The following is an 11,848-nucleotide window of genomic DNA, read 5'->3' on the forward strand; positions in this document are numbered from 1 at the left end:
CCGCCTTCAGCATTACTGGAACGGTGACGGTTCGCCTACTCAAAGTAATGTTCACGGATCAACCTGGGGGTCCGATCCGGCAGATGAAGGCCCCGAAGGTGGCGACATGGCACAGCCCGCTCCGAGCTCCGTGCTCCCGATCCGTACCGGCTCCTCCGGGGTGGTGATCAAGGACGTACGGCTGCGCAACGCGGCCGAGGCCGCCGCCCACGCGCGCCGGGAGGTGGTGCTGTGCGCGCGGCACTGGGGCATGGCCGGCGACGTCGCCGAACGGCTAGAGACCTGCGCCTCGGAGATCGTCACCAACGCCTACCAGCATGCGCGCGGCCTGCCCGGCTCGACCGTCCGGCTGCTGCTGATCCGCCACCCCGGGTGGCTGCGCCTGGAGGTCCACGACCGGAGCGACCGGTTGCCGCGCGAACGGCGACCGGCGCCCACCGACCCGTCCGGCCGCGGCCTGACGATCATCGGCTACCTGGCCGGCAGGCACGGCACCGACCTGACCCCGACCGGCAAGTCGGTCTGGGCGGAGTTCGACGTCGACTCCGGCGGGGACGTCACCTGACCAGCGCCACGTGGCCCAGACCGCCGCCGCCAACGGCACGGCTACGGCAAGGCCGCGACCGGCGCCCTCGTACCCGGCCCCGGGGACCTCACCGCGTTGCTTTGCCGTGACCACCGATACGCGGCCTCGGTCACTTGGGCGGCAGGCCGCAGAGGGGCCGCGTCGGGGTGGTCAGGGCAAAGCAACGTGGGCGGCAGGCCGCATAGGGGCCGCGTCGGGGTGGTCAGGGCAAAGCAACGGGAACACAGCACCACCCCGCCCGCTCCGAAAGGAGACGAATATCCACTATGTCGGGGCCTTGGAACCTGACCCGGTCGCGTCCTTTCCCGGCGGATGCCGTTCGGAGGTGAATGTGATCCTTTCTTGGTAAATTCGGTGGCGTGGACGGCGAATCGGGTCAGCCTCTCGACTGGTGGTGGAAGAAACCGCACGAGTGCCTCGCACGCTGGAACCTGCGCGACACCCGGGCGCTGAGCGCGGGGCAGATCTCGGTGGGCACGTTCACCGAGGGCGGCTGGTACGTCGACCACGGCGGGTTCGGATGCCGGCGTTTCCCTGACAAGAACACCGCCTGGCGTGCCGTCCGCCGTCTGATGACCCTGCACGAAGGCCGCTGGGAGCAGGCCGCCGGCGATTCCGAACGAAAGTCACCGTTCCTGTTCGACGGCGGCCGCATCGTCTACTCCGACGGCGGCGGCGACATGTACAGCCATTGGGGAAGGCTCCAAGAGGAAAGGTGGGCCCGCTACTCGGCGGCCATCGAAGGGGGCACCCGGCTGCGCCACTCCGAGGAGCACCCCGCCATGGGCGGCTACGTCACCCTCGCGGAATACCGCGACCCCTACGACGGCTCGGTGCGCTTCGTCGTCGACGACCAGGGCAACGGAATTCCCAACGTCGTCGACTATCCGTACCGCAAGAAGGCCGACCGCGAATACGTCAGCGCCGTCTGGGCCCACGCCGGCCGCCGTTTCCCGTACGTCTCCTCCGACGTCCCCAAGGTCCCCGCCGACGCGCACCCCGAGCCCCTCCGTTACGGCGAGGGCGGCTCGATCATCCTGGACGACTCGCAGATGGCCCAGTACGAAGGCTCCCGCCGGTCCCGCCCCGGCCGTTAGCGCCCGGCCCGACGGGCGCCTGGACGACGGCGCTCAGTGGCCGATCTGGATGTTCGGCCGGTACCGGGAGACCACGGCCTGGATCTCGTCCCAGGGCAGGCCGCGCAGACCGAGGGGGAACAGCGGCCTGGCCCTGGCGGGATCCTGCGTGAGGCCCTGGCCCCAGATGGCGAGGTAGAGACGCGGCCGGTCGGCGCCCGGAGCCGTGAGCGGGACCGGCCCGATCTTGGTGATCTGGTCCCACGGGAACGGGCCGAGGTCCCGTTGCCAGGGGCGGGCGAGCTGCACCCGGATGCCGGTGGCGCTCGTACACCAGCAACCCGAGCCCTGCCTGGAGGGCGACGGCCAGCAGGACGAGCCCGACGACGAGGGCCACGCAGGCGCCGGCGGTCCACGCACCGGAGGGCGTCTGGAAGCGCCTGGACCTCGACGGCGAACCGCCGCCGGAACTCGGCATCCCGGGCCGTGGATCATCATCGGACATCCGCCGGTCCCACGCGACCCGGGCCCAGGGCGGCCCGGGGAGACCCGGCGCGGGAGGGCGCTGCCCGGCGGCGTCCCGGACCCGGTGCGCGCGGCCGGCAGCGCTCCGCGAGGATGGTCCCCGGCGGTGACACGGCAGGAGTGAGGCGAAGATGGGCACCGGGGGACTGTCGGCGGCGAGGCTCCGCCGCATGCACGAGGTCATGACCGGCCATGTGGAGCGCGGTGACGTGCCCGGGTACGTGACCCTGCTCTGCCGGAGGGGCGAGGTGCACGTCGACCTGGCGGGCACGAAGACGGTGGGCGGCCACGACCCGGTCCAGCGCGACACGATCTTCCGCATCACGTCGATGACCAAGCCGGTCACGGCCGTGGCGACCATGATTCTGGTGGAGGAGTGCGCGCTGCGGCTGGACGAGCCGGTCGACCGGCTGCTGCCCGAACTGGCCGGCCGCACGGTGCTGCGGCGGATCGACGGGCCGCTCGACGACACCGTGCCCGCGCGCCGGCCGATCACCGTCCGCGACCTGCTGACCTTCCGTATGGGCTTCGGCATGGTCCTGGAGCCGCCGGACGGCCCGTCTCCGATCCTGCGGGCCGTGCAGGAGCGGCAGATCATGGCCGTGGGGCCGCCGACGCCGCCGATCCCGCACCCGCCGGACGAGTGGATCCGCCGGCTCGGCACGCTGCCGCTGATGTACCAGCCGGGTGAGCGGTGGCTCTACAACACCGGGTCGTACGTGCTGGGGGTGCTGATCGCGCGTGCCTCGGGACGGCCGCTGGAGACGTTCCTGCGCGAGCGCGTCTTCGAGCCGCTCGGCATGAAGGACACCGGCTTCAGCGTGCCGCCCGGGAAGATCGACCGGCTCGCGACCTGCTACGGGGTCGATCCGGACACCGGGGCGCTCGTGCTCCTCGACGCCACCGAGGGCGGCCAGTGGAGCCGCCCGCCGGTCTTCCCCGACGCGGGCGCCGGGCTGGTCTCGACCGTCGACGACTACCTGGCCTTCGGCGAGATGATGCTCGGCCAGGGCAGGTACGGCGGCGAGCGGATCCTGTCCCGGCCGTCGGTGCAGGCCATGACGACCGACCAGCTCACCCCTGGGCAGAAGGCGGTGTCCGGTTTCTTCCCCGGCTACTTCGACAACCGCGGCTGGGGGTTCGGCGTGTCCATGGTCACCCGCCGCGACGACGTGGCGGCGGTGCCGGGACGGTACGGCTGGGACGGCGGCTACGGCACGTCCTGGGCGACCGACCCCGAAGAGGACCTGGTGGCGATCTTCATGACGCAGCGCGCGGGCTTCCCGGCCCTCTCACCGGCCCACCTCGACTTCTGGACGCTGGCCTACCAGGCCATCGACGACTGACAAGGGCCACCATCGCCGCGGAGAGGCCCCGCCGGCGCCATGAGCGGAACGGCGACCTCACGCTCCGGCCGCCGCGCGGGCGTGGGCACCGAGGACGTGGGCCAGGAGCGCGGGCGTGCGGGTGCCGTCACCGGCGTCGGGGAGCACCTCCGGGGTGACCGTCCAGTCGGAGCCGACCCACGGGTCAGCGATGGTCCCCTCGCTGGACGGAAGGTTGTGGCACGACTGCCGGAGCCGCATCGTCCGGACCGACTCGGCCGCGGCCGAGCCGGTCTCCACCAGGACGACCGGCACGCCGACCAGCGGGCCGTCCTCGACGAGCCGCAGCAGCCGGTCGGCGTCGCCGGAGTCCGACAGCGCGGCCCCCGCGTCGAAGACCACCACCAGCCGCACCGGCGGGCCGCCCGCCAGCGGCCCGGGCAGCTCGGTGTCGTCCGCGCCGACCCGTCGCAGGTCGACCAGGTCGAGCAGGCGGCCGAGCCGGTCGGTGGCGGCCGGGCCCGTGGAGACGCCACCGCCCAGCAGACGGCTCACCACCGCCGGGGCGAGCCCGTTCAGCCAGCCGGCCCCCGAAAGGCCCGTCGCGTCGATCACCTCCACGCCGGTCGTGCCGGGCGGCACGGCGGCGAGGAAACGGGTGACCAGCGACCACGTGAACGCCGTGGAGTCACCGGGCAGCACGCCCTGGGAGATCCACACCGCACGCCGCCACGGCAGCCGCAGGACGAGCGGCACCCGCAGCCCGGGGGCCTCGTCGGTGGTGAGGTGACCGAGCAGGACGCCTTCGGCCGGATCCGGGCGCGGCCGCCAGGTGAGCCAGCCGGCACTCGCGAACGGGGCGATCTCGGGGCTCGCGTGCGGCTCGGCCCCGGCGAGCTCCGCGCGGAGATGCTCGACGTCACCGTTCAGGCGGGCACCCGCCGCGTCCAGGAGCTGCTGGTAGCGACCGGGGGAGGCCCGGCCGGCGATCTCGTCGCCGCGGATCGTCAGCGCGTGCCGGCTCGCGGCCCGGAACGCGGCCAGCGACCGGCTGGCGTCCTCCCAGACCAGCCAGACCCGCTCGGCGTACCCGACCTCGTGCGAGGAGGGAGTGGGGGAGGGGACCGGGGAGGGCGCGGCCGGGCCGGGTGGCACGTTCCCGGGCGCGGGCCCGGCCGGTGCTGCCTCGGACCGCGCCGTCGGCGGGACGCCGGCCGCGGGGCCGAGCGGTGGGCCGGACGGCGGCGCGGCCGTGGCCGGCTCGCCCGAGTCGTCCACCTCGACACCGTGGGCGGTGACCAGCTCGGCCAGCCCTCCGGCGTACCCCTGGCCGACCGCGCGGACCTTCCAGCCGCCGCCCCGCCGGTAGAGCTCCAGCCCGATGATCGCCTTCTCCGGGCCGAGCCCGTCGGCGCTGAACGTCGCGAGGGCCTCGCCGCCGGCGGCGGTGAGCCGCAGCCGTGGCGCGGGGACCGCGCCGAAGGAGGTCGCGCCGGTGAGGCTCACCGCGACCAGCACCGCCTGGACGCCGGCGGGAACCGCCGTGAGGTCGACCTCGATCCGCTGCTCGCCGCCGGAGTCCGACCAGCGCACCCCGGCGGCCTCGGGCTCGTTGTAGAACACCAGGTCGGCGTCCGACCGCACGCGCAGGTCGGTGCCGACCAGCAGGGCGCTGACGTCCACCGGTACCGCGCAGGAGACGGTGGCGACGACGCGCGCGGCATCGAGCGGCGTGTTCGCACCGCGGATCAGATCGGCCATCGAGGTCAGGCGTTCGCCGCGATCACCGGCAGCATGTCCTGGATGGTACGGCCGTGGCCGGGTTCCCCGATCGCGTTCATCTTCCAGATGTCGCCGTGCCGGTAGATGCGGGCCATGACCATGGCGGTGTGGCTGCCGCCACCCGACAGCTGGTACCTGGCCAGTTCGGTGCCGTTGCTCTCGTCCACCAGCCGGCAGAAGGCGTTCTCCACCTCGTCGAAGGTCTGCCCGTTGAACGAGCTGACCGTGAAGACCAGCGAGGTCACGTGGACCGGCAGCCGGTTCAGGTCGACGAGCACCGACTCGTCGTCACCGTCGCCCGCCCCGGTCAGGTTGTCGCCGGTGTGCCGGACCGTGCCGTCGTCGCTGACCAGCTTGCCGAAGAAGACGACGTCGGCGAGGCTCTGGTCGGCGAACAGCACGCAGGAGGCGTCCAGGTCGACGTCGCGCTCCCGGGAGCCGAAGAAGCTCTTCTTCTTGACCGCGTCCCAGCCGAGCCCCATCCGGACGAGCTGCAGCGAACCACTGGACTTCTCCAGTGAGATCCGCTGTCCCTTGACCATCGACACGCCCACTACCGTCGCCTCCTCGTATCGCCTGCGCTTTTTCGTGCACAGTTCGGTTCACCGTACAGAACCGCCCGGCGGTGGTGAGCCTGATGCCGTCAGTCCACCTTCCCGAGCGCCGGTCCCGGCACCCGATCCGCGCACGGCCCCGCCCCGCCGTCCGGGCAGCCCGGGGCCCTCCGCGAGGATGGTGTCCTACCAGGCGATCGACGAGCGACCGGGGTGCCCGGGTGGACCTGCATGTGAACCTCACCGACCGGCGGGATCTGGCCGGCCAGATCTACCGGCAGATCCGCAGCGGAGTCCTCGACGGCCTGCTGCGGCCCGGTGAGACGTTGCCGCCGACCCGGGAGCTGGCCGCCCGGCTGGCGGTCTCGCGCAACACGGTGAGCGCCGCCTACGACCGGCTGACCGCCGAGGGCTTCCTGACCACCCGGGTCGGGGCGGGCACCTTCGTGGCCGCCGGGCTGTTCGCGGGCCCCTCCGCGGAGGGCCGGGCCCGTGCCCGGCGGCCGGCCCGGCCGCCCCGGCCCCGGGCGGTCTGGGGGACCATCCCCGAATCGCCCCTCGCCATGGCCGACGCGCCCGAGTTCGACTTCCGGGCCGGCTCCCCCGACGCGCGCCTGTTCCCGTACCAGGCGTGGCGGCGGCTGCTCACCCGCGAGGTGTCCGCGTCCGCCGTGCCCCCCGGCGCCCACGGGGACCCGGCCGGCCATCCAGCGCTACGCGCCGCGATCGCCCGGCACGTCGGGGTCTCCCGCGCGGTCCCGGCCGGGGCGGACGACGTCATCGTCACCGCCGGCGCCCAGCAGGCGCTCGACCTGGTCGCCAGGGTGCTGCTCGCGCCCGGCGACACCGCGGCGGTGGAGGATCCGGGCTATCCGCCGCCCCGCTGGCTGCTGGCCACCCAGGGGGTACGGGTCGCGGCGGTCCCGGTCGACGCGGAGGGCCTGGTCGTGGACGCCATCCCGGCGGGCGCCCGGATGGTGCACGTCACTCCCTCGCACCAGTTCCCGCTGGGCCTGGCGATGTCCCTGGAACGGCGGATGGCGCTGCTGGCCTGGGCCGAACGGCAGGACGCGGTGATCGTGGAGGACGACTACGACAGCGAGTTCCGCTACGGCGGGCGGCCGATCGAGCCCCTGCACAGCCTCGATCGCGGCGGGCGGGTGGTCTACGTGGGCTCGTTCTCCAAGGTGCTGCTGCCGTCCCTGCGGCTGGGGTTCCTGGTGGCGCCGCCCTCGCTGCGGGAGGCGTTGCGGACGGCCAGGCACATCGCGGACCTGCACGGCCCGCTGGCCGAGCAGGGCGCGCTCGCCGGCCTGATCGACGAAGGGCTGCTGGCCCGGCACATCCGCAGGATGCGGGGCGAGTACCGGCGGCGCCACGAGCACATCGGGAGGGTCCTCGCCCGGGACTTCGCGGAGATCCTGGAGGTCGTGCCCTCGGCGGCCGGACTGCACCTGAGCGCCCTGCTCCCCGAGGGGACCGACGACCGGGCCGTCGTGGCCCGGGCCCGGGAGGCGGGCGTGGGGCTGCTGCCCCTGTCGGACTTCTTCGCAGGCCGGGGCCGGCCGGGGTTGCTCCTCGGCTACGGCGCCATCGCGCCGGGCCGCATCGAAGAGGGACTGGCCCGGCTCCGCAAGGCCCTGTGAAACGGGCGCCGGTCAGGCCCCCGGGTCGTTCTCGACCGGTTCGCCCTTCAGCGTCCGGCAGGCCTCGAGCTGGGCGGAGAACGCGATGCCGAAGAACAGCGCCATCGAGCTGAGCAGCGACCACAGCAGCAGGGCCACCACCCCGGTCAGCGGGCCGTAGGTGCTGCCGAAACTGGACGCGCGCTCCACGTACTGCACCAGCAGCCAGCTGAACAGCAGCCACAGTGCCAGCGCGAGGCCGCCGCCGAAGGCCAGCCAGCTGTAGCCCGGCTGGCGGCGGCGGGGCGCGGACCGGAACAGCACGCTGGCCGACACCAGGGCCATCAGCAGCCCGAGGGGCCACCGGCCGTAGCTCCACAGGGTCGTCGTGATCGACGGCCAGTGGTAGACGCGTGCGCAGGCCTCCCCGAACTCCCGCCCCGCCACCAGGATCACGAAGCCGGCGATCATCGTCGAGCCGGCGGTGACCGCCATCAGCATGGCGCGGCCGTACTTGCGGTGGAAGGGCCGGTCGCGCTCCACGCCGTAGATCCGGTTGGCGGCGCGCTCGATCTGTCCCATCGCCGTGACCAGGGAGGCGAACGCGGTGACGCCACCGAAGACCACGGCGAACCGGCTGCCCTCGCCGACCCGCCGACCGGAGCTGAGCGCGTCCTCCACCAGCTGCCGGCCGGTGCCGGGCGTCAGCCGGAGCATGACCTCCTGCAGGACCTGGGCGAGCTGGCGCTGATGCACCGAGGCGCTGATGCCGACCAGCGCGATCACGCCGGGAATGGTGGTGAGGAAGATCTGGAAGGCCAGCGCCCGGGAGTTGGTGAAACCGTCGCTGTAGCGGAAGCGCAGGAACGCGTCCCGCAGGAGCTGCCCGGCGCCGGTGTGGCGCAGGGTGTGCCAGGCGTCGTCGGCCGATAGCTCCTCACCGCTCATGGTGCGGCTCTGCGGGACCTTCGTCGCGGTGCCCATGCCCCTACCCCCGATCCTGCGGGCCTGCGTGGTCGGCGTCCTGCGAGCCGGCGTCCTGGTCGTCGGCGTCGTGGTCGTCGGCCGGTACCCGCAGCAGCAGCGCGCCGGGCTCCACGCGGACGGTCAGGGAGGCGGCGGCGCCGATCGGCTCACCGTCGCACTCGCGGTCGTAGGGCCGGTCGGTGGTGATCTCGATGTGCTCGCCGCGCAGCCGGACGATCCTGCGGTCCTCGCCGGGGTGCCGGCGCAGGATCCGCACGGCGACCCGCAGCCAGTCGGCCGGCGTGCTGGGGGACAGGATCAGCACGTCCAGCATCCCGTCGTCGGGCACGGCGTCCGGCAGCAGGAGCAGCCCCGCGTGCAGCTCACCGACGTTGCCGACCACGACCATCCGGGCGCGCCGCCGGAGCGGGCGCCCGCCGTCGACCCGCACGGTGACGTGCATCGGCCGCCGCCGCAGCTGACGTACGACCCCGATGGCGTAGGCCGGCCAGCCCAGCCGCTTCTTGGCCGGCTCGGGCGTGTCAGTGATCATGCCTGCGTCGATGCCCATGCCCGCCATGACCGCGAACCGGTGACCGTCGGCGACGCCGAGGTCGATCGCCCGGTCCCGGCCCGACAGCCCGGTCTCGAACGCCTCCTCCAGCCCGGCGGTGAGCCCCAGGTTGCGGGCCAGCAGGTTGCCGGTCCCGGCGCAGAGCACGGCCAGCGGCACTCCCGTGCCGGCGAGCCCCTCGGCGACGGCGCGCACCGTACCGTCGCCGCCGCACGCGTAGACCAGCTGGGCCCCCTCGCTCAGCGCCTGCTCGGCCTGGCCGGTCCCCGGGTCCTCCGGGGTGGTCTCCAGCCAGTGCGGCTCCGGATGACCGGCCGCGGCGAGCGCCTCGATGACCGACTTGCGGTAGCCGTCCAGGTCGTCGACCTTCACGGGGTTGACGATCACCGCGGTACGGATCGGGTTCATCGTGGTCTTCCTGCGAAAGGGACTGACTGGACCTTGGTGAGCAGCGCCCGCGCGCACACCGCGATGCAGACCGCTCCGTTGAGGAACGACGCGGTGACGTCGCTCGGATGGTGCATACCCCGGTAGAGCCGGGCCACCGCCACCGCGAGCGGAATCGCCAGGAACAGCGCCCACCACGCGAGGGTCAGGGACTTGCGCCGGGCGTGCAGTGTGATCACCAGCGCGACCCCGCCGTACAGGGCCAGCGCGGCACCGGTGTGCCCGGAGGGGAAGCTCGAGGTGGGCGGCGAGGCGTCCAGCTTCGGCACGGCCGGGCGGCCCCGGTCGATGGCGAGCGTGGTCAGCAGGAACACCAGGGCCTGCGCCGAGACCGCCGTTACGAGGAACAGCGGCTCCCGGAGGTTGCGCAGCACCAGCCACATGACCAGGGCCGCGATCGCCGTGAGCGCGATGATGGTCGGGGTCTCCGCCAGGTAGGAGAAGACCTTGGAGACCGTGTTCCACGTCGATGTGCGATCCGCGGCGAGGTCCCGGTTGACCTCATCCTCCGCGGTGAAGGGCCACGAGTGGTCGAGCACCTTGGTGATGACCAGGCCCAAGCCGATCAGGACGGCCGTCCAGACCGCGATCGGCAGGAGAATGCGCACCGCTGTGCGCCCGTTCTGTTGAAGCATGCCCGACTGTTACCCCTGTACCAGCGAATATGCCCGTAGCCGTGCTGACCTGCGCGGTGTGATCAGGCCGCGGGCTGGTAGCGCTGCTCCCGGGTCTGCGCGCCCACGTACCGTAGCGTGCTGCGCATCGTCCAGTGGTTGAGCCGGCCGGGCACCACGTGGAAGCCGCGCCGGGTCGCCAGCGCCAAGGCCCGGAACCGCGCCTCGTCGGCGGCGCGCCACGGGATGTCGAACCGCGCGCGGAGCACGCCCGGCATGCAGCCGAAGGTGATGATCCGCAGCGGGCGTTCCAGCATGAGCCGTCCGGCCCGGTCCATCATCGGCGGCCCGACGGGCACCAGCGACAGCGAGGCCGAGCCGTTGCGGGCGATGTCGAGGGCGCGAGCGGCGGCGGGGGTGAGCTCCAGGCCACGGGTGCACACGTGCCAGAACTTGGACTGGAAGGAGCCGTAGTCCGGGGGCACCGGCCGCATGCTCACCCCGTAGCGGGCGTACCAGGTGACCGTCTCCGCGTAGAGCCGCTCATGCTGGTCGGCGGTGAGCTTCTCCGGGTGGAAGAGCTCGGCCGCCTTGAAGATCTCCCAGGTGAAGGTGGCGTGCGCCCACCAGAAGGTCTCGGGCTCCAGCGCGTGGTAGCGCCGCCCGTGCTCGTCGACGCCGCCGATGCGCCGGTGCAGGTCACGGATGCCCAGCCCGCGGCCGTCGCCGTCGGCGGTGAGGATCGTCGCCCAGATCTGCGGTACGGAGCGGTAGATGCGGTCGAACGGGTCGTCGAAGAACGCCGAATGCTCGGCGACGCCAGCGCCGATCCCCGGATGCATGAGCTGCATCAGCCCCGCGGTGGCCCCCGGCATGAGCGAGCGCACGTCGCTCGCGTACTTCCACAGCAGCGAGTCCTTGCCGATCGGAGCAGCGGGCACGACGCCTCCAGTAAGGAATTGCTTACCACGATAGCGGTCGTCCCCCCGCCGTCAAGAGACGTCGCCGCCGGCCCTCGCCACCAGGCGGGGAACGCTGTTCTCGGTACGCTGGCAGCACGTGTTCCCTACGATGACCGGAGCCGATCGTGAGGGAGGAGTCGCACAGCGTGAGCGTCGCCGTGGAGGCACACCTCAACCTGGTGCTGCCGGAGACGCCGTACGCCCTCTGGGCCCGCGGCGAGCTGGACGGCTATCTCGATCTTCCCCATGAGCGCACCCGGATAGAGATCATCGGCAGGGAGATCGTCGTGTCACCGGCACCGGCCTTCGGGCATGGCGGGATCGTCCAGGCGATCTCAGACGGCTTCGCCGAGGCCCGCGCCGGCGCGCCGGGCTTCTCGTGGCGGTGTGTCCAGGCCACCGGTCTGGACCTGGTCGGCATCCAGGACGGCTACATCCCGGATCTCATGGTCCTGGACGCGGAGACGTTCGCGGCCGCGCAGCGCGCCAACGTGCTCTACCTCGTTCCCGACCAGGTGGAACTCGTCCTCGAGGTCACCTCGCCGTCCAACGCCGACAACGACCGGCCGCCGCAGCCGAAGCGTGCCAAGAGCACCAAGTGGAGCGGTTACGCCCAGGCGGAGATCCCGTACTACCTCCTGATCGACCGGGATCCCCGGTGCGCGCGGGCCACCCTCTACTCCATCCCCGAGCAGGGCACCAAGGCCTACCTGCACGAGGACACCTGGGAGTTCGGCGCGACGATCCGGCTCCCGGAGCCGTTCGGGATCGAGCTCACCACCGGCGCGTGGGAGCCGTGGGCCTGAGGCCTG

General features: G+C 72.7%; 12 protein-coding genes. 5 read left to right on the forward strand and 7 right to left on the reverse strand.

The features are described 5' to 3' along the window. The first annotated feature begins 106 nt into the window (after positions 1-106). Both ACRYCC_RS20630 and ACRYCC_RS20635 read left to right on the forward strand, forming a co-directional pair. On the forward strand, positions 107-565 hold the full coding sequence (locus ACRYCC_RS20630) for an ATP-binding protein (protein ID WP_433814402.1): 459 nt from the start codon (positions 107-109) through the stop codon (positions 563-565). A gap of 380 nt (positions 566-945) precedes the next feature. Beyond that, the gene (locus ACRYCC_RS20635; RefSeq protein WP_433814404.1) at positions 946-1,683 is read left to right on the forward strand and encodes a hypothetical protein; all 738 of its coding nucleotides are present in this window, start codon (positions 946-948) and stop codon (positions 1,681-1,683) included. Positions 1,684-1,716: 33 nt separating this feature from the next. On the opposite strand, the gene ACRYCC_RS20640 is transcribed toward ACRYCC_RS20635, so the two are convergent. After that, positions 1,717-1,971 carry a hypothetical protein gene (locus ACRYCC_RS20640; RefSeq protein ID WP_433814405.1) on the reverse strand — a complete coding sequence of 85 codons (255 nt, stop codon included), beginning with the start codon at positions 1,969-1,971 and terminating at the stop codon, positions 1,717-1,719. A gap of 347 nt (positions 1,972-2,318) precedes the next feature. Between ACRYCC_RS20640 and ACRYCC_RS20645 the strand changes: the two genes are divergently transcribed. Beyond that, positions 2,319-3,533: a serine hydrolase domain-containing protein gene (locus ACRYCC_RS20645; RefSeq protein WP_433814407.1), complete on the forward strand. Its 1,215-nt coding sequence runs from the start codon at positions 2,319-2,321 to the stop codon at positions 3,531-3,533. A 57-nt stretch (positions 3,534-3,590) separates the two neighbouring features. Here the strand turns inward: ACRYCC_RS20645 and ACRYCC_RS20650 are convergent, their stop codons facing one another. Together ACRYCC_RS20650 and ACRYCC_RS20655 are read right to left on the reverse strand one after the other, a co-directional pair. Beyond that, the gene (locus ACRYCC_RS20650) at positions 3,591-5,273 is read right to left on the reverse strand and encodes a TerD family protein (protein ID WP_433814409.1); all 1,683 of its coding nucleotides are present in this window, start codon (positions 5,271-5,273) and stop codon (positions 3,591-3,593) included. A gap of 5 nt (positions 5,274-5,278) precedes the next feature. Then, complete coding sequence (locus tag ACRYCC_RS20655; protein WP_433814411.1) at positions 5,279-5,848, reverse strand: TerD family protein; 570 nt, start codon at positions 5,846-5,848, stop codon at positions 5,279-5,281. 221 nt (positions 5,849-6,069) lie between these two features. On the opposite strand from ACRYCC_RS20655, the gene pdxR reads away from it, so the two are divergent. After that, positions 6,070-7,494 carry a MocR-like pyridoxine biosynthesis transcription factor PdxR gene (pdxR, locus tag ACRYCC_RS20660; RefSeq protein WP_433814412.1) on the forward strand — a complete coding sequence of 475 codons (1,425 nt, stop codon included), beginning with the start codon at positions 6,070-6,072 and terminating at the stop codon, positions 7,492-7,494. Positions 7,495-7,506: 12 nt separating this feature from the next. On the opposite strand, the gene ACRYCC_RS20665 is transcribed toward pdxR, so the two are convergent. The 4 genes from ACRYCC_RS20665 to ACRYCC_RS20680 form a co-directional block, all read right to left on the reverse strand. After that, the gene (locus ACRYCC_RS20665; protein WP_433814414.1) at positions 7,507-8,457 is read right to left on the reverse strand and encodes a YihY/virulence factor BrkB family protein; all 951 of its coding nucleotides are present in this window, start codon (positions 8,455-8,457) and stop codon (positions 7,507-7,509) included. 4 nt (positions 8,458-8,461) lie between these two features. After that, positions 8,462-9,421: a diacylglycerol/lipid kinase family protein gene (locus ACRYCC_RS20670; protein WP_433814415.1), complete on the reverse strand. Its 960-nt coding sequence runs from the start codon at positions 9,419-9,421 to the stop codon at positions 8,462-8,464. After that, positions 9,418-10,095: a phosphatase PAP2 family protein gene (locus ACRYCC_RS20675; RefSeq protein ID WP_433814417.1), complete on the reverse strand. Its 678-nt coding sequence runs from the start codon at positions 10,093-10,095 to the stop codon at positions 9,418-9,420. The genes ACRYCC_RS20670 and ACRYCC_RS20675 overlap by 4 nt, the downstream gene beginning before the upstream one ends. A gap of 62 nt (positions 10,096-10,157) precedes the next feature. Beyond that, a complete protein-coding gene (locus tag ACRYCC_RS20680; RefSeq protein ID WP_433814419.1) occupies positions 10,158-11,015 on the reverse strand; it encodes an oxygenase MpaB family protein in 858 nt (285 codons plus the stop codon). Between the two features lie 167 nt (positions 11,016-11,182). Between ACRYCC_RS20680 and ACRYCC_RS20685 the strand changes: the two genes are divergently transcribed. Then, complete coding sequence (locus ACRYCC_RS20685) at positions 11,183-11,842, forward strand: Uma2 family endonuclease (protein WP_433814421.1); 660 nt, start codon at positions 11,183-11,185, stop codon at positions 11,840-11,842. Positions 11,843-11,848: the final 6 nt, after the last annotated feature.

The organism is Actinomadura scrupuli (assembly GCF_050971785.1).
GTDB classification, from domain to species: domain Bacteria; phylum Actinomycetota; class Actinomycetes; order Streptosporangiales; family Streptosporangiaceae; genus Actinomadura_E; species Actinomadura_E scrupuli.